Origin of the sequence: Kitasatospora sp. NPDC001261 (assembly GCF_042896795.1) — a bacterium.
Taxonomy (GTDB): domain Bacteria; phylum Actinomycetota; class Actinomycetes; order Streptomycetales; family Streptomycetaceae; genus Kitasatospora.
The window spans coordinates 103,960-123,178 of the sequence record NZ_JBIAXP010000016.1 but is presented as its reverse complement, the minus strand read 5'-3'; the positions used below and the strand labels follow the sequence as shown (position 1 = coordinate 123,178).

The following is a 19,219-nucleotide window of genomic DNA, read 5'->3' as shown; positions in this document are numbered from 1 at the left end:
CGGTCAAGGCGCTCAAAGAGGGGGTGCGACCTGTGGCGCGAACGAGCGACGTGGCGCCGGCGGCGGGCAGATGCCTGCTCATCTGCAGCACACCGAGGTCAGGGACTCATCTGCTGGCCGGTCTGCTGGAGAGCACGGGCTTGTCGGGCAAACCGCAGGAGTACCTGTACAACCACGTTACCGAACTGGACGGTGAGGACATCCCGATCGGTCCGGCGCACCGGACGCAGCCGGACCAGCTACGAAAGCTGATGCGGATCGGGACTTCAGCCAACGGCGTGTTGGGCCTGATCGTCATGGGGTCGTACCTGGACGAGGTCGTCGCCGGGCTGCGGCGATACCAGTCCGCGAGTGGAGCGAGCTGGCGCGAGGTGATCGAGCGCGCCTTCGACCGCCCGGTATATGTGTGGAACCGGCGGCTGGACACGGCGGCACAAGCGGTGTCTCTGTACCGGGCGCTGGAGACCGACGTCTGGTATGCCGACGACGTTCGTGGCGTGGGTGCTGACGTTCCCTACCGTCGCGACCGGATCGCGCACTGGGAGCACATGATCCGGGAGCAGAACGAGGAGTGGGCGCGCCGGTTCTCCGACAGCGGGATCACGCCGATCACGGTGACGTACGAGGACGCGCTGGCGGACCCGGAGGGTGTGGTGGACCGGCTCCTGGACAGCCTGGGAGTCGCGCGAGGCGGCCGGCCGGTGGAGCCGCTCACGCGCCGGCAGGGAAACGACGTGAGCTTGGAATGGCTGGCCCGGTACCGCCGGGACGGTTCAACGTGACCGCTGCCTCCGCGACCTCGATGAGCTCCGCCAGCACCTGAGGCTCACTGCCGTAGGGCCGACGCAACGGCCCACGCCGCACCGGCCCGTCCGGTACGAAACGACGCTGCCCGGCCCGACGCCGCATCGCCCGCAACAGATCCATCGCGAGATCGCCCCCGCCACCCCCACCAGTCTGCATGACCACATCCTGGTACATCCGTCGGCGCTACGCTCAAGTGCTGAGCTCGGTACGAACGATCGTGCTCAGGGCCCTGTTCGATGTGATCGTGTTTCGTGCAACGATCCCGGCATGGCGAACTTTGATGCTTCCTCTCCGCAGCGCCGTGTGAGCACGGGTGGGCCGTGCGGAGCGGCGCGCGGCCAACGAGGTTCTGCCCTCACCGTGTTGGGGGCGCTGCTGGATCGGTCGCTGGTGCAGATCGCCGATGCTGCCGCGGACGCCCGGTGCTTCGACCGGGAGACGATCCACATGGCGGCGGACGTGTGGGACAACAACACCTTTCCGCTGTTTCGGGCGGCGACGGCCGGCACGCGAGGCGGGCGCGAGCGTCGGTCTCTGGCAGCGTTGGAATGGATGGCCGGCCTCGGTGAGGATCGGCGCACCTGGATGATCGAGCAGGCCGCGGCGGCCGGGCACTCGTTGGACGGGCTCCTCACATCGGGGAAGCCGTCCACGCCGGGCCGTGACTATCTGGGACAGGTGATGGCCCCGGTGATGTCGCTGACGGCGCACGCCGCGGAGAGCCTGGCCGCCGACTACGACCTTTCATCGGCCGAGGTCCGCCATCTGCGGATCGAGCGGGCCGGCAGCCGTCTCGTCGGCCAGCTCGAACTGGCTGTCACCCGTTCCTATCCCGTCGACGACGGCACCCCGGCCGAGAGCGCGACGCTGAATATATGGCTGCGCGACATCACCGAGGTCCGCTTCGATTCCGATGACGCCCGGGGCGCCGTCCTTGGAGCGCGAGCGGACGGCGTGTCAATCGCCCTGGGGGCCCGCGGGATACTCCGCGCGGCGACGGCCGACCATTGCCCGGACGACCGCTGCTGGCACCTGTCCTCGGCCGGGCGCCAGGCCGACGCGACCACACCACCCCGTGACACTCGACCTGCTCGCGGCGACTTCCCGCAGGAGGGGCACCTGGGCGCCAACGCCATGGCCGCAGCGACCGTTCTGCACCGCGCCATGCTGCACGTCCGCATGGTGCGTAGCCCCCGGCATGCGGACCGGGTCCCCGTACGCGACTTCCACCGAGCCTTCACCGGAGCCGGCGAGGCAATCCTCGCCGCGGGTGCTCACCGCCTGCCCCACCGGCGGGAAGCCGCCTTCCGCCACCTGGTCGAGACCTGGGTCGGACGCGGCGGCCCAGCCCTCGCGAAGTGGTTCGCCAGCGAGCTGGCGGAGACCGTCAACCGACCGGATCTCCTCGTCGTCCTCCGCGACCAGGACCAACCACGCCCGACCGCCGGCACATCGCAGCAGCCCGATCCGAACCTCACGACGGTACCCGGCCCGGTAGAGGTCGAACTCCGGATGGCCTCCTACACCTCGGCACACACACGCTACGGCGCAGACCACGACGCCTCTGCCCTCGTGCACCTGGCCGTGCCGCCGCACCCGCGGAACGGTGAGAACGACCCGTGGCGGCTGCGCGCGATGTGCGGCGCCGACCCCGCCCGCTTCCAGTTGCGGACGGCGGCGTTCCAAGGCGCCGGCCGGCCCTCCGTCACGGCTGACGACAAGGCGGCCCGCCGCTTCGCCCTACACGACGGAGCCCTCGACATCACACGAAGGGAAGGCTGAACCCACCATCCGCCGCGCGCACGTTGGTCTGCACCGGCCTGCGCAGTTTTCCTGTACACCGACAGGGGGTCAGCCGACGCCGAGCAGAACGGCGACGGCCGCCAGGTCGTCCTCCCCGCGCCCGCGGGTTCGTATCTCCATGTCGGCCGGCGCACCGCTTTTCCGCGTCTGCCGACCTGGGGTGTTTTTCGGCGGGGCGGCGGGAATTCCGACAATGTCGGTGCCCGTTCGCCAGGAGGGGAATTCCTGCCGGACCGGCCGGCGATCGTATTCAATGGGATCCGGCCGATCAGGCAACGCAGCGGCGGAACGGTCCGCCGTGGAAAAGGAGTGCGCATGGACAGCCGGTTGGATTCCGCCGAAGCTACCGTCGACGTCCTGTCGTTCAACATCCACCACGGGGAGGGAACGGACGGCGTCCTCGACCTGGAACGGATCGCCCGGGTGATCCGGCGCAGCGGTGCGGAGATCGTCGGGCTCCAGGAGGTGGACCGGCACTTCGACGGGCGCAGCCAGTGGAACGACCAGGTGGCGGAGCTGGCGCGGTCGCTCGGCTACCACCCGGCATACGGGGCGAACATCGACCTGGACCCGGCGGCGCCGGCGGCGCCGCGGTGCCAGTACGGTACGGCGGTGCTGTCCCGGCACCCGATCACCCGTGCGCGGAACACCCACCTCTTCCGGTCCCCCGGGGAGGAGCAGCGCGGCCTGCTGCACGTCGAGATCGACCTCGGCGGAATTCCGCTGCAGGTCTTCGTCACACATCTGGAGCTGTTCTCGGAAATCGACCGGATACGCCAGGCGGAAGAAGTCGTCGAGCTGATCGGGGAAACCGGTCCGGCCATTTTGCTCGGCGATTTCAACGCGACCCCGGGAACGTCGGAGATAACCAGGCTTCGGGCTGCTTTCACCGATTCCTGGACGGTTCTCGACGGTGGTCCGGTGGCGACGTTCCCGGCCGATGCTCCGCGGGACTGCATCGACTACGTCTTCGCGGGCCGGGGGGTGACGCCGGTGCGGGTCGGCCTGGTCACCGAGGAGCCGGTGGCCTCGGACCACCTGCCGGTGCTGGCCCGACTGGTGGTCTCCGGCTGACCGCCGGCCCCCGAGGGTCCGGGCCGGGGCGGCGGGCCGGCCCGGACCCTCGGGAGGCGGTGGCGGTCACTCGTGCCGTTCCGCTTCCACCGCTTCGTACAGTGCCTTGATGTTGCCGCTGCCGAAGGTCGTGGCCCCGACCCGCTCGATGACCTCGAAGAACAGGGTCCGCCGGGGGTGCAGCGTCCGGGTGAAGACCTGGAAGAGCTGGCCTTCGTGGTCCTCGTCGACGAGGATGCCCAGGGCGGCGAGCGCGGGCACGGAGTGCCGGGTCAGCCGCAGCCGCTCGGCGAGCATCCGGTAGTAGGGGCCCGGCGTCGACAGGAACGCCACCCCCTGCTCGGCCATCGTCCGGACGGTCCGCACGGCGTCGTCGGTGCGGAAGGCGATGTGCTGGACGCCGGAGCCGCCGTGGTTCTTGATGAAGTGGTCGATCTGGCCGGGCTCGCGGCTGGTGTCGGGCTCGATGATGGTGAGCGTGAGGCCGCCGGACGCCGACTGCACCACCTCGGAGTCCATGGCCTGGGCGCCGACGACGATCCGCTCGGTGAAGGTGTTGCGCAGGCCGAGGACCTGCTCGTAGAACGCGACGGTGGACCGGAGCAGGCCCGCCTCGACGCACACCGCGAAGTGGTCGACGGCCAGCAGGCCGGTGTCCGCTTCCGGCTCGCTCCGCGGTACCGGGGTGAAACCGGGCAGCGGCCGGTGGTCGGTTCCCGCGCGGCGCTGGACCAGGGTGTGCCGGAGGTCGCCGAAGCCGGCGACGGCCGCGGTGACCACGCCGTCCGTCTCCTCGGGTTCGGCCAGTGGCCGGGCGCCGCGCCGGACGGTCGCGGCGAAGGCGGCGACCACGTCGGGTACGGCCAGGGCGATGTCGGCGACGCCGTCCCCGTGCCGCCGGACGTAGTCGGCGGCGGGGTGGTCCTCCGCCAGGGCCTGGGTGAGGACCAGCCGGATGTGCTCCCGGCCGATGGCGACGGACCTCGCCTCGCCCGGCCGGTCGGCCGTGGCGTACACGGTGAACCCGTAGGCCCGGGCGTAGTGGCGTGCGCTGGCGTCGAGGTCCTCCACGTACAGCTCTACGTGGTCGACGGACAGGTCGAGCGGTATGCCGTCCGGGTGTGTCGTCATGGTGGTGGCCTCCTTGAGGGATGGTCTGCCGGGCGTGCCTGTGGCAGTGCCGGTGCCGGTGCCGGTGTCGCTGCCAGTGCCGGTGTCGCTGCCGGTGCCGGTACGGGTGACCGGTCCACTGGTGCTGGACCGGCCACCGCCAGGGCCCGCTACCAGGGGTCGACGCCGAGCAGCCGGCGGCCCAGCGGGGTCATCGCCGCGGTCTGCAGGTCGTTGTAGGAGTGACCGGCCGGGCGGTCACCGGGGCGTTCGCCGGCGTCCCAGGGCTGGTCGTCCCGCGCGTAGCGGACGAACTGGGCGACCCGGACCTCGGGGCGCCGGTTGTGCGAGGCGGCGTGCGGCATCAGATGGTGGGTCAGCACGAAGTCGCCTGCCTGCCCGGTCACTTCGACGCTCTCGAGGTCCGGGATGTTGCGCCACTTGTCGTGCAGCTGCCGCCCCCGGCGGACGGCGCGGGCCTCGGCCTCGACGATCCGGTGGCCGCCGGGCACGACGTGGATGCCGCCGCCGCCCGGGGCCACGTCCGTGAAGTAGTAGCAGCCCCCGATCTCGACCTCCTCGGGGGTGAGCAGGAACTCGTCGGCGTCCTCGGGTACCGCCGGGTCGATGTGCAGGTCCTGGCTCAGCTCGCTGGGGTGCGCCGTGTCGTTGCGCATGGTGATGGCCACCGAGCCGTCCCGGACGAGCAGTCGGGGGTGCCCCAGGAGCTGGGCCGCCACCCGGTAGAGCCGCTCGTTCTGGAAGAGCGGGATGAACTCCGGTCCGTCGAAGGTCTGGTTTCCCGGGGTGTTGAAGGGCTTGAACCGGCCGTCGTACGCCTCCCAGTGGTCGGGGACGCGCAGGTCTCGCGGGAGCAGGTCGAGGATCAGGCCGGCGTGGTGCCTGGCCTGCTGCCTGGTCAGGACGCCGCGGATCAGCAGGTATCCGTCCCGCCAGAAGCGATCGACCTCCTCCTGGGACAGGACCGGCTCCGGCATTGCGTTGGTCATGGGTGCTCCGAGGGTCGGTGGGTCACGGGTCGGTTGGCGAGGTCGCGCCGTCGGAGGCCCGGTCAGCCGGCCGGCGCCGCGGGGCGGCCTCCGGCCCGGCCGGACGGACGGAGTTCCCGGGCCAGGCTGCGCAGGGTGGTCATGCCGCTGACCTGGGCGAAACCGGGCGGGTGGTAGCCGAGCCGGCGGAGCAGCTCCGCGAAGCGCGGGTAGTGCTCCGGCCGGCCGCCCGCCCGCAGGTAGCAGAGGTCGAGGTCGGGGGCCCGGCCGGGCTCGGTCCCGGCCCCGCTCAGGGCGGTGAGCAGCGCGGTCTCCTCGGCCGTGGCCGCCGGGCGGCCGGGGAGCGACCGCCCGTCCGAGGCGTCGGCGCCGTCGATCTCGAACCAGTCGGGGACCACCGGGATCACGCCCGTGTGCGCGGCTCGGAGCAGTTCCTCCCGCAGGTCGAACGGGGTGAGCGCGCTGCCGTCGGCCGCGGTGACCCGGGCGGTCAGCCGGGGGGTGCCGGACGCGCCGCCGGGTTCGAGCGACGCCCCGGCCGCCGTGACCCCGGGCAGGGCGAGCAGGAGGTCCTCGATCGCGCGGAGGTCGATCCACCGCCCGTCGGAGTGCCGTTCGCGGGGGCCGCGGGGAAGCCGGAGCAGTCCCACGGCGGACGCGACCTCGTCCGGCGAGCAGTCCCGGCCCGTCGCGGCCCGGGTCAGGACCAGCTCGACGCCGCGCAGCAGTGCCGCGCACTGCTCGGGTTCCAGGACCCTGGAGTCGCCGTGGACGGACAGCCGGACGGTGTGCGGGTCGGCCCAGCGGACCGACAGGCTGGCTCCGTACTCGTAGGAGGTCTCCGTGGTGGTCGCCCAGCTGATCCGGGAGCCGGGCCGGGCTGTGGAACCGGGCCCGTCCGTCGAGCCAGGCCCGCCCGTGGAACCGGACCCGCCCGTCGAGCCAGGCCCGCCCGTGGAACCGGACCCGCCCGTCGAGCCAGGCCCGCCCGTGGAACCGGACCCGCCCGTCGAGCCGGGCTCGTCCGTGGAACCGGGCTCGGCCTCGATCAGCTCCCGCCAACCCTGCGGCGGCGGAATGAAGTTGAAGGCGAGGTCGGTGGAGAGGCAGACGCCTCGGCGGTGTTGGGCCTCGACCCGTTCGCGGATCAGGTCGAAGGGGTCGTACCGGCCGTAGGCGGGGTGCCCCTCGGCCAGGGTCCGCTGGACCTCGGCGGCCGCTTCCAGCAGGCTCCGGCCCTGCCGGCGGAGGGCCACCGGGGTGCGCTGCGCGGTGGCGCACAGCACCCGGCGGAGGTCGGCGTTGTGCCGGTTGTCGAGCGACACGTTGACGGTGCACGCGTCGGTGTCGGCACGCAGGCAGAGCAGTTGGGCGAAAGCGGCGAGGACGACGGCCGAGGGCAGCAGCCCGGTGTGGGCCATGCCGCGGGCGAAGAGGCCGTCCGCGCCGGGCAGGGTGAGCGTGCTCCGGTAGTAGCGGCCCGCCGTCCCTTCGCCCGGAGGGTGGTGCGGGTGCATCCGTGCCGGTGCGTGGGAGAAGTGCCGCCGCAGGTAGTCGAGCGCCCTGGTGCGTTCGGTGTCCTCGCCGGGGTCGGCCTCGCGCCGGGCCTGCTCGGCCGGCTGGATCCCGGGTCCCCGGTGCGGGACTCCGGTGTCCGGGCTGTCCGTCCGTCCGTGCAGCAGGTCGGTGAGCTGCTGGTCCACCACGCCGTGGAACCCGGCGTCCACGGCCACGTTGTCGGCGACCACCGCCAACCAGCGCTGGTCCTCGGACCGGAGCAGGTGGAACTGCACGAGGAACCGGCCGACCCTGCCGTGGGTGTGCGCGGTGAACACCCGTACCAGGTCGGCCAGGCTCCGCTCGGCGGTGCCGTCCGGTGCGACGTCGACGACCCGCACCGGGGAGCCCGACGGGTGGACCAGCTGCCGCAGTTCTCCGTCGACGACGGCGAGGGAGGTGCGGAGGATCTCGAACCGGTCCTCCAGCGCGTGCACCAGGCGCTGGGCGGCGGCCTCGTCGGTCCCCGCCGGGAGCGGCCGGAGTCCTTCGGCCAGCCCCTTCTCCAGGAACCACTGGAACTTCTGTGCCCTGGTCAGGGGCGCGTCGGCGGGGGCCCGGCCGCTCATGCGGGGCCCCCGGCGGGAGTCGGCCGCGGCGAACCGGCCGGAGCGCCGGCCGCACCGTCGGCCCGCACGGCGGCGGATCCGTCGGCCACGGCGGACAGTCCGCGGATGGTCGGAGAGCCGATGACATCACGCACCGTGACCGGGACGCCGGACAGCCGGGTCGCGGCGGTGGCCAGCTGCACCGCCGAGACGGAGTCTCCGCCGAGCGTGAAGAAGTCGTCGTCGATCCCGACCTCGGTGAGTCCGAGCATCTCGCGCCAGAGCGCGGCGAGCGCCGATTCCAGCTCGTCGCGGGGGGCGGTCGGGGAGCCCTGGGCGGCATCGCGCTCCTCGGCGGGGGCGGGCAGCTTCGCCGCGTCCACTTTGAGGTTCGTCGTGAGCGGGATCGCCGGTATCACGGTGATCGAGGCCGGGCGCTGGTACCGCGGCAGCTCCGTCGAGAGCCGCCGGCGCAGGTCGGCCACGAGTTCCCGGTCGCGTCCCGCGCCGTCGCCGGTGCCGACAGGTCCGGAGGCAGGTCCCGAGGCAGATCCGGAGGCCGGTCCCGAGGCAGGTCCGGCGGAGGGGACGACGTAGGCGTCGAGGCGCTTGTCCCCCGCGCCGTCGTCCCGGGCCACCACGACCGCGTCGTGCACCCCGGGGTGCCGGGTGAGCGCGGCCTCGATCTCGCCCGGTTCGATCCGGTAGCCGCGCACCTTGATCTGGCGGTCGATCCGGCCCAGGAAGCGCAGCGCCCCGTCCGGGCCGCGCCGGACGAGGTCACCGGTGCGGTAGAGCGGGGAGCCGGCGTGGTCGTCGGGGTCCGGGACGAAGCGTTCGGCGGTGAGTTCGGCGCGGCCGAGGTAGCCGCGGGTCATGCCGGCTCCGCCGATGTGGAGCTCTCCGCTCTCCCCGTCCGGGACGTCCGCTCCGTCCGGCCCGAGCACCCGGACCCGGACCCGGTCGAGCGGGGTGCCGATCGGGATCATCGTGGCGTCCGGTGCCATGGTCCGGACGTCCTGGTAGGTCGCGAAGCCCGTCGTCTCGGTCGGCCCGTACAGGTGGATCAGCCGCCCCGCGAAGGCCTGCCGCGCGAGGTCCGCCACCTCGGCCCGGATGGAGTCCCCGCCGAACAGCAGGGTGTGCACCCCGGAGAGGTCGGCGAGGTGCGCCGGCTCCAGCAGCCGGAAGACGGGGCTTGTCAGGTGCAGGACGGAGACGGCGTCCCGGTGGACCCGGCGGCAGAGGGCGGTCAGGTCGGTGCCGCCGAAGCTGTAGACGACGCAGGTCGCGCCGTTGAGCAGGGGCCCCCAGATCTCGAAGGTGGAGGCGTCGAAGGACAGCGTGGCGAGTGCGGCGACCCGGTCGTCCGGCGCGATGGACACGTAGTCCTGATCGGTCACCAGGTGCACGACGCTCCGGTGCGGAACCAGGACGCCCTTGGGTGTTCCGGTGGATCCGGAGGTGTAGATGACGTTGGCGAGCTCCGGCCGGCCGACGACGGGCGGGTTCCCGGAGGGGTGGTGGGCCGGGTCCTCGTCGAGCAGGACGACGGTCGCCCGGCCCGCGGGGAGCCGGTCGGCGAGCCGGCGCTGGGTCACCAGCACCGGGGCGGCGGTGTCCCGGAGCATGAACTCCAGCCGCTCGGCGGGGTATCCGGCGTCGAGCGGGACGTATGCGCCGCCCGCCTTCAGGATGCCCAGCAGCCCGACGATCATCGCCGCGGAGCGTTCGACGCAGATGCCCACGAGCGTGTCGGGCCCGACGCCCGCCTCGCGCAGCCGCCAGGCCAGCCGGTTCGCGCGGGCGTTCAGCTCGCGGTAGCTCAGCTGCCCGTCGTCCGCGACCACGGCCGTCCGGTCCGGGGCGAGCTCCGCATGGTGTTCGAACAGGGCGTGCACGGTGGCCCCCGGCTCGCCCCCGGTCGGTCCGTTGTTCCGCTGGATCACTGGCTGACTCCGTCCTCTCGTGCGCTGACCGGGTCGATGGACACGGCGCCGCGTAATGCGTGTTGATGGGACCGACGCCGACGCCGCGCGGGTGGGCGGGAATCCCGGCGGCCGACGGGTCGCGCGGGTTCCCGTGAAGGTCCGGGTCGGCCGGGACGGAATTGTCAGGTGTCCTCGCTCCGGCCGGGCCGGGAGGCGGAAAGGGCCGACCGCGGCGCGTCCGGGAATTCCGTCGGATCCCGTTTTCCGCCGCACCGGGCAAGTGCCGGAACCTCCAGGAGCCTAAGCAATCGGAAGAGGTCCCGCCACCCTCTTCCGGGGAATACCGGCAATCATGCGCTATGTCCGATCCGGCCCCGCTTGCCCAGATCGCCGGAGACACGCCCGGTTGTCCGATGGTCCGTCACATGCCCTCCGGGGAAGCCCTGTCGAGCGCGCTGGAGGATCCGACTCCACTTGTGATCCGATGTGAAAATAGACGGCCAAAACGGGTCAAATGGGGACGCCGGCACCGTGAGATGCAATGTGCCATTGCACATCAACTGCTTGTCATGGACTATGGATCAAGAACCACGACGCCATGGTTCCGGAGCCGACCGGGGGGTTCGCGTATCCGTCGGAGCGTGACGGATACGTGGAACGGGACGCATTCCGCGCATCCCCACAGGCATTCCCTCGGTCATTCGCGCCCGAGGCCCCGGCGAATTCGCCGAAGCGGCGGCATCAGGTGGGGCATTGCCACTGAATCGATGCACGAACATCGTGGGCTGGACCCGCCCCGTTCCAAAGGAGACCCGTGTCTGAGAACCGATCCTCGGCCCTGATCGTCGGAGCGGACCCGTACCTGATCCGGGCCGCGCTCCGCAACGGAATCGAGCCCGTCGTGGTGTACGGCCCCGGCCTGCGCGACTGGGGGTTCATCGGAATTCCGGACGGGGTCGAGACCGTCTTCGCCGAGGACACCTCCAGCGTGGAGAGCGTGCTGCTCGCGCTGCACCGGGCCGGCCTCGCCGACCGGGACTTCGACTGCGTCCACACCGGGGACGAGTTCGCCCTGGTCACCGCGGCGGCCCTGGGCGAGGTCCTGGGCGCCCCGGTCGCCGTGGACCCGGACACCGCCGTGCGGTTCCGGGACAAGTGGCTGCAGAAGGAGGCGCTCGCCGCGGCCGGCATCGAGGTCACCCGGTCCCGCCTGATCGAGGACGTCCACCACCTGGATCCGGCGAGCGTCGAGGACTTCGACAAGGCGGTCCTCAAGCCGGTCGCCGGTGCCGGCACCAGGAACACCTCGGTCGTCGAGGGCCGCGCCGGGCTGATCGCCCGGTGTGCCGAGCTCCGGCGCGCCGGCATGCCCCAACGGACCTTCGTCCTGGAGGAGTTCGTTGCGGGCGACGAGTGGATCGCCGACGGCGTGGTCTTCGACGGAGAGCTGCGGTTCCTCAGCGTCAGCACGTACGGCGAGCCCTGCCTGAGCACGGTGGACTTCAACCGGGCGCTCCAGGTCGAGGTGTTCGACCCCGTCGCCGACGCCTCCGCCTACGACCTCGCACGCTCGGTCGTGGAACCGGCCCTGCGCGCGCTCGGCCTGCGGCGCGGCACCTTCCACATGGAGCTCTTCCACCAGCCGGACACCGGGAGGCTGGTGTTCGGCGAGTGCGCGGCCCGGACCGGCGGACTGCTCCAACCCGAGCTGGTCGAAGCCAAGTTCGGCGTCGACCTGGCGCTCGCCGGGCTGCGCTGCGCGGCCGGGACCGACCCCCGGATCGAGCCCTCGGTGCGGCCCGACACGATCGGCTCCACCTACCTCAACAACCGTCCCGGCGTCCTGGTCGGCTACCCGACCCCGGCCGAGGTGCGCGCCCTGCCCGGGGTCGAGTACCTGCGACTGGAACTCCCGTACGGTTTCCGCATGGCGGACGCGCTCGCGAGCACCACCGAGGCCGTCGGCCAGGTCGTGCTGAGCGGCCGCACCCGGGAGGAGTTCCGCGAACGCCGCGACTCCCTGACCGCGTGGTTCGACGAGCGGCTGCTGGTCGTGCCCGCGCACGCGAGCTACCCCGAACTGCGCCGGTGGCAGAAGGAGAACTGGCCGGAATCCGTTTCCTCCTTCGGCACCTACTCGGACGACTGAGGCCGACCGCCGCCCGGGCCGCGGACCTCACCCGCGGGACGGCCGCCGCGCGCGCCGAACCACTTCCCCCACCGCGTCTCGAAGGACCATCATGCAAAGCCATCACCGCTTGATCCGCTCCTTCCGTCAACTCACGACCGATGCCCTGCCGGCGGAAGCCCCCGTCGTCACACTCTTCAGCGGAGGGCTCGACAGCAGCTTCCTCCTGCTGCGGCTGAAGAACGCCGGGTTCCGGAACGTCCACGCGTTGAGCGTGGACCTCGGCGAGGACGAGACCAGCGAACAGAAACAGCAGATCGCCGACGAGCTGGGGGTCCGGCTGCACGTCGTGGACGGCCGTGGAGCCTTCGCCGACGAGTTCGTGCGGGCGGCCATCGTCAGCCAGGCGGTCTACCTGGGGACCCACCCGGTGAGTTCGACCCTGAGCCGCCCGCTGATCGCCCGGTTCGCCGCCGAACTGGCGGAGGAGCTCGGGGCGGCGGCCGTCCTGCACACCGCCAACCGCTCCCAGAACACCATGCGCAGACTCAACGGCGCCCTGGAACTGCTGGGCTTCGACGGCGCCTACGGCAGCCCGTACGACCTCGACCCGGTGGGCCGGGAGGTCAAGATCCAGGAGCTGAAGGAGGCCGGCCTCGCCCGGATGAGCGAGCGCGTCGTGAGCGGCGACTCGAACCTCTGGTGCCGCGAGTTCGAGTCCGGGCTCCTGGACGACCCCGAGCAGCACGCGGTGCCGGAGCAGCTGTTCCGGTGGAGCGCGCGCCGACCGGCGGTCACCGAGGACGGTGTCGAGGTGCGGTTCGAGGGGGGCACGCCGGTGGCGGTCGACGGCACCCGCCTGCCGCTGGTGCCGCTGATCGACGAGCTGAACCGGCGGGTCGGCGCCTTCGGCCTCGGGCGGTACAGCGGCCTGGAGCACCTCGCCGGCGGCGAGAAGGTGCTGGAGATCCGGGAGATGCCGGCCGCGTGGCTCCTGCTGCGCAGCTACCGGCACCTCGAGTCGGCGGTGCTCTCGGCCGAGACGATCCGCGAGAAGATGCACCTCGAACAGCTGTGGGTGCGGGAGGCCCTGGAGGGTCGCTGGTTCGGCGAACTGCGGGCGGCCACCCAGTCGTTCATGGACTTCTGCGCCCGGCCGGTGACGGGCTCGGTGCGCTGGCGGCTCACGCCGGGCGGGGCCGAGACCCGGGCCATCGAGGCCGACCGGCCGGTCTACCTGCGCGATCGGGAGAGCTGGGAGCAGCAGTCCGTGAGGTCGGAGCTTGCCGTGCTGGCGGGGGCCTGATGCGCGGCCCGTACCGTCCCGTACCCGCGCCGTCGGCCCGCTGCGGGAGCGGCGGGCCGACGGCGGGGGGCGAAGGACGTCAGCCGCCGAGGAGGTCCCAGGCCAGCAGGCCGGCGCCGAGGCAGCCCGCCGTCTCCCCGAGTGCCGCCGGCACGATCTCCGGCATCCGCTCGAAGGCGAGCCGCTTCCCGACCGCCGCGCGCAGCGGTTCGAACAGGGTGTCCCCGGCCTCGGCCAGCCCGCCTCCGATGATCACGGTGCCCGGGTCGAGCAGGGTGAGGCAGGTGACGAGACCGTCGGCGAGCGCGGCCAGGGCGTCGTCCCAGACCGTCCGGGCGCGGCTGTCGCCGGCCTCCAGCGCCCGGACGCAGTCCGCCGCGTCGGCGGCCGGTCGGCCCGAGGCCGCGGCCCAGGCCCGTCCGACGGCCGAGGCCGAGGCGTACTGCTCCAGGCAGCCGCGCCGGCCGCAGGGGCAGGCGGCGCCTCCGGGCCGGACCACGATGTGGCCGATCTCGCCGCCGGCGCCGTGGGCGCCCGCCTCGATCCGTCCGCCGAGGGCGATCGCGCCCGCGATGCCGGTGCCGATGGCCAGGAAGAGGAACTGTTCGGTGCCCCGGCCGGCGCCGATCCGCTGCTCGGCGAGTCCTCCGGTGCGGACGTCGTGGCCGAAGGCGACGGGCACGCCGCCCAGGCGGTCGGCCAGCAGCGCGCCGAGCGGGAGGTCGTGCCAACCGAGGTTGGCCGCGAACACGACGGTGCCCGTGCCGACGTCGACGATGCCGGGCACGGCGACGCCCACCGCGGCCGCGGGCCGGCCGAAGCGGCGCTCGCCGTGGGCGCGCAGTTCGGCGGCCGCCTCGAGCACCGATTCCACGACGGTGTCGGTGCCGCGTTCGCGAGGGGTTTCCCGGCGGGCCTGGTGAAGTAATTCTCCGCTGCTTCCGATCAGGGCGGACTTGATTCCGGTACCGCCCACATCAAGGGCTATGACGTGTTTCATGGGGGATGAGTATGGAGCATGCTCGGACGAGCTGGCAAACGTCCTGGAAAACGACCCGTAAAAGCCTCGTCGGTGCGCGCCCGCCGTTTTGTCCGGCAGGCCGGAAGAGTGGGAGCCTCCTGTGATCCTGACGGGACCAGAAATCGTTGAATCCGCCCGCGACGGCAGGATTTCCATATCCCCGTTCAACCGGGACCAGGTGAACCCGAACAGCTACAACGTCTGCCTCGGGGAGACGCTGATCACCTACACGGACAGCGTCATCGACGCGTACCGGCCCAACCGGACCGACGCCACCAAGATCGACTCCAGCGGCTTCGTACTGGAGCCCGACCAGCTCTACCTGGGGCACACCGTGGAGGAGGTCGGATCCGACGTCTTCGTGCCCCTGCTCTTCGGGCGCTCCTCGGTCGGCCGGCTCGGGCTCTTCGTGGAGATCACCGCCCCGATCGGGGACATCGGCTTCCACGGCCAGTGGACCCTCATGCTGTCCGCGGTCCGACCGCTGCGGGTGTATCCCGGGATGAAGATCGGGCAGATCATGTTCTTCGACACGCTCGGCGATATCGAGCCCTATTCCGGGAAGTACCAGGGCGCGGTCGGACCGCAGGAATCGCGCTACTGGCGGGACAAGTTGGGGCAGCCGTGATCCTCACCCGGGCGGAAATAGCCAGGTCGATCGACTCCGGTGACATCGTCATAGAGCCGTTCGACCCCCGAAGGATTTCCCCGAACGCCTACGACTGGCGACTCGGCGACACCATCCGGGTGTGCGAGTCCGAACTCGACGCGGCGCATTCCACGGAGTTCGAGGAGCGCACCATCCCGCCGGACGGCATGGTGCTGCTGCCGGGCAGGCTCTACCTCGGGGTCACCCACGAGCGCACCCATTCCGAGCGTTTCGCGCAGATGATCAACGGTGACCGCACGGTGGGCGCGCTGGGCGTCTGGGTGCACGTCTCGGCACCGCTCGGCCACGTCGGCCACGCCATCCGGTGGACGCTCGAGATCCGCGTGGTGCGCCCGGTGCGGATCTATCCGGGGATGACCTTCGGGAAGATCATCTTCCTCAAGACCCTCGGCGCGGAGGCCAGTTACCAGAACATGGGCCGGAAGTACACCCGGACCAGCGGCATCGACACGTCGCGACTGTACGAGGAGCTCGCGTGAACGTCCTCACCGGGATCGACCTCCCCCCGGACAGCCCCGGCGGCAGCGTCGAGCTGCTGCGCGACCTGTACGGCGGGCCGGAACCGCTCATCCCCGCCGACGTCTTCATGCTCGCCCCGCAGGACCGGCAGGCGCCCGACACCTCCGGTTCACCGGCCCTGCTCGCGGTGCCGGGCAAGACGGTGTCGGGGCCGGCGTTCTGGGCCTACGTGGACCGGCTCGGCGCTGCCGTCCGGGACAGGTACCCCGCCGCCGACCACGACGTGCTGCACCTCCAGCACCTGGCCTTCGGCGCGACGGCCGCCCTGCAGCAGGTCTTTCCCGACCGGCCGAGCATCGCGCTGGTGCACGGCACCGACCTGCTGTTCGCCGAGGACCACCCGACCCAGGCCGTCGTCCTGCGGGAGACCGCGGCATCGGCCGACGCGATCGTCGTCCCCACCGGGGCGATGGCGGACCGGCTGCGCCGGATCGCCCCGGTCCCGTCGGACCGGATCGTCCGCATCCCCTGGGGCGTCCCCGACCGGCTGCTGGCCGGCCGGCCCACCGGGCCGGGCCACCGCGCGGAGCGCGAAGCGGGCGTCCTGCGGGTGCTCTACGCGGGTCGGCTCACCGCCGAGAAGGCCACCTCCGGCCTGATCGCGGCGGTGGCCTCGCTCCCCGGGGTGGAGCTCTCCGTGGCCGCTCCCCCGGCGGAGTTCGCGGCCCTGGCCGCACGCTCCGACCTGTCGCGGGTGCGCCGCCTCGGCTGGCTGTCCCGGGAGGACCTGTGGCGCGCGTTCGGCGGACACGACCTCCTGATCGTCCCCTCGCTCCGGCTGGAGGCGTTCGGGCTGGTGACCATCGAGGCGCAGGCGTGCGGCCTGCCGGTCGCCTACCAGCCCGTGCCGGGCCTGACCGAGGTGCTCGGCCGCTCCGCGCTCCCGGTCGACTTCGGGGACTTCACGGCGCTCCGGGGCCGCATCGAGGAGTTCCTCCGCTCGCCCGAGCGGCTGGACGACCTGGCCGCGGCCGGCCTGGTCAACAGCGGGCGCTTCCCGCTGTCGCGGACCGCCGGCGACCTGGCCGAACTCTCCCGCCGGGTCGCGCGATGACGGCCCGGCCGACCACCGCGGCCCCTGCGCCCACCGGCGGGCCGGAGCGGGACCGGGGCGACGGCCCGCGGTCCGCGGACTGCGTGTTCTGCGCCATCGTCGGGGGCCGGCTGCCCGCCGCCGTCGTCCACGAGGACGAGCGGACCATCGCCTTCCTCGACATCACCGCGGTCATGGACGGGCACACCCTGGTGATCCCCAAGCGCCACGCCGCCGACCTCTGGGAGATCACCCCGGAGGACGCCGCCGCCGTGATGGCCACCGTCCACCTGATGGCCGGGCGGATCCGGGACGTGCTGGCGCCGGACGGCCTGACGCTGTTCCAGGCGAACCGGGACGCGGGCTGGCAGGACGTGTTCCACCTGCACGTCCACCTGGTGCCCCGGGCGGCCGGGGACCATCTCCACCGCCCCTGGAAGGCCGACCCGGTGCCGCTGGAGCGGCTCGCCGCCACCCGCGCCCGCCTCTCGGCACCGCCACCCGAACACCCGGACCGGACCACGGTGTGACGGCTCCCCGACCACCCGGACCGGACCGCGGTGTGACGGCTCCCCGACCAGCTCGATCCCGTCGGGCCAGAACGTGAAAGGCCTTGTGTGCGCGCCGACCTCTCCATCCTCCGAGACCGTTCCTTCCTGCTGCTGTTCTCCGCCCGGTCCGTCTCCCTGCTGGGTGACGCCATCGCACCGGTGGCGCTCGCCTTCGCCGTCCTCGGAATGCCGGACGGCTCGGGTTCGACCCTCGGGATCGTCGCCGCCGCCCGGATCGCCGCCCAGGTCGCGTTCCTGCTCTACGGCGGCGTCCTGGCCGACCGGCTGCCGCGGCACCGGGTCATGGTCGGGGCGGACCTGACCGCGGGTCTCGCCCAGGGAGCGGTCGCGGTCCTGGTGCTGACCGGGACGGACTCCCTGGCGGGCCTGGTCGTCCTGTCGATGGTCAGCGGCGCCGCCAGCGCGCTGTTCACCCCGGCGTCCCGGAGCGTCACGGTGCGGCTCGTGCCCGCCGAGAAGATCCAGTCCGCCAACGCGCTGGTCCAGCTGTCGATGAACGCGGGCAGCATCGGCGGCGCGGCGCTCGCGGGCGTGCTGGTCGTCCTGCTCGGCGCCGGCTGGGCACTGGTGGTGGACGCGGCGACGTTCCTGGTGTCCGCGGTGCTCCTCGCCGGAGTCCGGCTGACCGGCACGGCGGACCAGCCGTCGCCCACGGAGGAAGGCATCTTCTCGCAACTCCGGCACGGGTGGCGGGAGTTCACCGAACGGACCTGGCTGTGGGCGGCGGTGGCACAACTCGCGCTGGTGAACGTGTGCATCGGCGCCGGCTTCATCGTGCTGGGACCGGTCGAGGCCGAGGCGCACCTCGGCGGCGCCTCCGGATGGGCCGCCGTCCTCACCGCGCAGGCGGTCGGCTTCGTGGCGGGCAGCCTGCTGGCCATCCGGCTGCGGCCCCGCCGGCCCCTGCGGGCCGCGGTGCTGTTCACCCTGGGGATCGTGCCGTCCCTGGTCGCGCTGGCCTGCGCCGCGCCGGTCGCCGTCACCGCCTGCGCGATGTTCGTCACCGGCCTGTGCATGAGCCTCAACGACGTCACCTTCCTCACGGCACTGCAGAAGCACGTGCCGGAGGAGTCGATGTCCCGGGTGATGTCCTACGACGCCTTCGGCTCGTTCGTCTTCCTCCCGCTCGGCCTGGCGGTCGCCGCCCCGATCGCGGACCGGGTCGGCAGCGGCGCCGTCTTCCTGGGCGCGGCCTGCCTGGTCGCCGCGACCGCGGGCGTCGTGCTGGCCGTCCCGGGGGTCCGCACCCTGCCGTCCGAGCCGCAGGCCGCGGCGGGGGCGGAGGCGGGGGCGGACCGTCCGCAACAGGCTTCGGCAGCAGTGCCGGCATCCGTCCGTACGACCAAGGAGGACCAATGACCGACGACACCCGGGAGCAGGGCACGCGCGGTTCCGTGGCGGCACCGGAAGCCGACGGGCCACCGCGCGTGCCGCTCCAGGAGACCTTCGCCCGGATCTACGCCAGCGGGGCCTGGACGCTGACCGAGGACAGCGGGGCCGACGACGACGAATCCCGCTCCGGCCTCGGGTCGAACCTGGCCCAGACGGCCGCGCTGCGTGCCGAACTGCCCTCCCTGCTCGCCGAGCTCGGCGTCCGGAGCCTGCTCGACGCGCCGTGCGGGGACTACTTCTGGATGTCCAGGGTCGACCTGGGCGTCGACCGCTACATCGGTGCCGACATCGTCCCCGCGGTGGTCGAGCGCAACCGGGCGCGCTTCGCCCGCGCCGACCGCGAGTTCCGGGTCCTCGACCTCACCCGCGACCCGCTGCCGGAGGTCGACCTGGTCTTCTCCCGCGACTGCCTGGTGCACCTCGGAGACGACGACGTCCACCGCGCGCTGGACAACATCCGACGCAGCGGCTCGACCTACCTGGCGACGACCACCTTCATCGGGCGGGCCGGGAACGAGGCCGCCACCGATGCGGGCGGCTGGCGTCCGCTCAACCTCCGGCGGGCCCCCTTCCTGCTGCCCGAGCCCTTCCGGGTGCTCGACGAGCAGTGCACCGAGGTCTACGTGACCGAGGAGGACGGCACGCGGGTCGAGCACCGCTTCGCCGACAAGTCGATCGGGGTGTGGCGGATCGCCGACCTCTAGACCCGCCGTCCCGGTCCACCCTTCCGACCCGTCT

At 72.4% G+C, this 19,219-nt stretch carries 16 protein-coding genes; 11 read left to right on the top strand and 5 right to left on the bottom strand.

Annotated features, from left to right (window positions below; translation table 11 throughout):
* The first annotated feature begins 32 nt into the window (after positions 1–32).
* The 3 genes from ACFY4B_RS22330 to ACFY4B_RS22320 all read left to right on the top strand — a co-directional run bounded on the left by ACFY4B_RS22330 (position 33) and on the right by ACFY4B_RS22320 (position 3,684).
* On the top strand, positions 33–782 hold the full coding sequence (locus ACFY4B_RS22330) for a Stf0 family sulfotransferase (protein WP_387970150.1): 750 nt from the start codon (positions 33–35) through the stop codon (positions 780–782).
* Between the two features lie 292 nt (positions 783–1,074).
* Positions 1,075–2,589 (top strand): hypothetical protein, encoded by a 1,515-nt coding sequence (locus ACFY4B_RS22325; protein WP_387970148.1) that lies wholly within the window; start codon positions 1,075–1,077, stop codon positions 2,587–2,589.
* Positions 2,590–2,925: 336 nt separating this feature from the next.
* Positions 2,926–3,684 carry an endonuclease/exonuclease/phosphatase family protein gene (locus ACFY4B_RS22320; RefSeq protein WP_387970145.1) on the top strand — a complete coding sequence of 253 codons (759 nt, stop codon included), beginning with the start codon at positions 2,926–2,928 and terminating at the stop codon, positions 3,682–3,684.
* A gap of 66 nt (positions 3,685–3,750) precedes the next feature.
* Here the strand turns inward: ACFY4B_RS22320 and hppD are convergent, their stop codons facing one another.
* The 4 genes from hppD to ACFY4B_RS22300 all read right to left on the bottom strand — a co-directional run bounded on the left by hppD (position 3,751) and on the right by ACFY4B_RS22300 (position 9,858).
* Entirely contained in the window at positions 3,751–4,815 is a 1,065-nt protein-coding gene (hppD, locus tag ACFY4B_RS22315; RefSeq protein ID WP_387970142.1) for a 4-hydroxyphenylpyruvate dioxygenase, read from the bottom strand.
* A gap of 149 nt (positions 4,816–4,964) precedes the next feature.
* On the bottom strand, positions 4,965–5,804 hold the full coding sequence (locus ACFY4B_RS22310) for a phytanoyl-CoA dioxygenase family protein (RefSeq protein ID WP_074005882.1): 840 nt from the start codon (positions 5,802–5,804) through the stop codon (positions 4,965–4,967).
* Between the two features lie 62 nt (positions 5,805–5,866).
* Positions 5,867–7,930: a hypothetical protein gene (locus tag ACFY4B_RS22305; RefSeq protein ID WP_387970139.1), complete on the bottom strand. Its 2,064-nt coding sequence runs from the start codon at positions 7,928–7,930 to the stop codon at positions 5,867–5,869.
* Positions 7,927–9,858 carry an amino acid adenylation domain-containing protein gene (locus ACFY4B_RS22300; RefSeq protein ID WP_387970137.1) on the bottom strand — a complete coding sequence of 644 codons (1,932 nt, stop codon included), beginning with the start codon at positions 9,856–9,858 and terminating at the stop codon, positions 7,927–7,929. Before ACFY4B_RS22300 ends, ACFY4B_RS22305 begins: the two co-directional genes overlap by 4 nt.
* A gap of 796 nt (positions 9,859–10,654) precedes the next feature.
* On the opposite strand from ACFY4B_RS22300, the gene ACFY4B_RS22295 reads away from it, so the two are divergent.
* Entirely contained in the window at positions 10,655–11,989 is a 1,335-nt protein-coding gene (locus tag ACFY4B_RS22295) for a hypothetical protein (RefSeq protein WP_387970134.1), read from the top strand.
* 91 nt (positions 11,990–12,080) lie between these two features.
* Positions 12,081–13,274 carry an argininosuccinate synthase-related protein gene (locus ACFY4B_RS22290; protein ID WP_387970131.1) on the top strand — a complete coding sequence of 398 codons (1,194 nt, stop codon included), beginning with the start codon at positions 12,081–12,083 and terminating at the stop codon, positions 13,272–13,274.
* A gap of 79 nt (positions 13,275–13,353) precedes the next feature.
* Here ACFY4B_RS22290 and ACFY4B_RS22285 read toward each other — a convergent pair whose 3' ends face one another.
* Positions 13,354–14,274, bottom strand: coding sequence for an ROK family protein (locus tag ACFY4B_RS22285; protein ID WP_387970128.1), 921 nt, complete (start codon positions 14,272–14,274; stop codon positions 13,354–13,356).
* A gap of 121 nt (positions 14,275–14,395) precedes the next feature.
* Between ACFY4B_RS22285 and dcd the strand changes: the two genes are divergently transcribed.
* The 6 genes from dcd to ACFY4B_RS22255 all read left to right on the top strand — a co-directional run bounded on the left by dcd (position 14,396) and on the right by ACFY4B_RS22255 (position 19,185).
* The gene (gene dcd, locus ACFY4B_RS22280) at positions 14,396–14,923 is read left to right on the top strand and encodes a dCTP deaminase (RefSeq protein ID WP_049649174.1); all 528 of its coding nucleotides are present in this window, start codon (positions 14,396–14,398) and stop codon (positions 14,921–14,923) included.
* Positions 14,920–15,444 carry a deoxycytidine triphosphate deaminase gene (locus tag ACFY4B_RS22275; protein WP_049649173.1) on the top strand — a complete coding sequence of 175 codons (525 nt, stop codon included), beginning with the start codon at positions 14,920–14,922 and terminating at the stop codon, positions 15,442–15,444. Before dcd ends, ACFY4B_RS22275 begins: the two co-directional genes overlap by 4 nt.
* Positions 15,441–16,538 carry a glycosyltransferase family 4 protein gene (locus tag ACFY4B_RS22270; protein WP_387970124.1) on the top strand — a complete coding sequence of 366 codons (1,098 nt, stop codon included), beginning with the start codon at positions 15,441–15,443 and terminating at the stop codon, positions 16,536–16,538. Before ACFY4B_RS22275 ends, ACFY4B_RS22270 begins: the two co-directional genes overlap by 4 nt.
* Positions 16,535–17,047, top strand: a complete 513-nt coding sequence (locus ACFY4B_RS22265) for an HIT family protein (protein ID WP_380745352.1) — start codon at positions 16,535–16,537, stop codon at positions 17,045–17,047. The genes ACFY4B_RS22270 and ACFY4B_RS22265 overlap by 4 nt, the downstream gene beginning before the upstream one ends.
* Before the next feature lie 87 nt (positions 17,048–17,134).
* Entirely contained in the window at positions 17,135–18,448 is a 1,314-nt protein-coding gene (locus tag ACFY4B_RS22260; protein ID WP_387970120.1) for an MFS transporter, read from the top strand.
* Positions 18,445–19,185, top strand: coding sequence for a class I SAM-dependent methyltransferase (locus tag ACFY4B_RS22255; RefSeq protein ID WP_387970117.1), 741 nt, complete (start codon positions 18,445–18,447; stop codon positions 19,183–19,185). The genes ACFY4B_RS22260 and ACFY4B_RS22255 overlap by 4 nt, the downstream gene beginning before the upstream one ends.
* The last annotated feature ends 34 nt before the right edge of the window (positions 19,186–19,219 follow it).

Excerpts from the sequence above, each read along its gene's own strand:
- hppD (WP_387970142.1), bottom strand. The coding sequence starts at position 4,815 with ATGACGACACACCCGGACGGCATACCGCTCGACCTGTCCGTCGACCAC.
- ACFY4B_RS22310 (WP_074005882.1), bottom strand. The coding sequence starts at position 5,804 with ATGACCAACGCAATGCCGGAGCCGGTCCTGTCCCAGGAGGAGGTCGAT.
- ACFY4B_RS22255 (WP_387970117.1), top strand. The coding sequence starts at position 18,445 with ATGACCGACGACACCCGGGAGCAGGGCACGCGCGGTTCCGTGGCGGCA.
- ACFY4B_RS22285 (WP_387970128.1), bottom strand. The coding sequence starts at position 14,274 with ATGAAACACGTCATAGCCCTTGATGTGGGCGGTACCGGAATCAAGTCC.
- ACFY4B_RS22320 (WP_387970145.1), top strand. The coding sequence starts at position 2,926 with ATGGACAGCCGGTTGGATTCCGCCGAAGCTACCGTCGACGTCCTGTCG.
- ACFY4B_RS22265 (WP_380745352.1), top strand. The coding sequence starts at position 16,535 with ATGACGGCCCGGCCGACCACCGCGGCCCCTGCGCCCACCGGCGGGCCG.
- ACFY4B_RS22290 (WP_387970131.1), top strand. The coding sequence starts at position 12,081 with ATGCAAAGCCATCACCGCTTGATCCGCTCCTTCCGTCAACTCACGACC.
- ACFY4B_RS22305 (WP_387970139.1), bottom strand. The coding sequence starts at position 7,930 with ATGAGCGGCCGGGCCCCCGCCGACGCGCCCCTGACCAGGGCACAGAAG.
- ACFY4B_RS22325 (WP_387970148.1), top strand. The coding sequence starts at position 1,075 with ATGGCGAACTTTGATGCTTCCTCTCCGCAGCGCCGTGTGAGCACGGGT.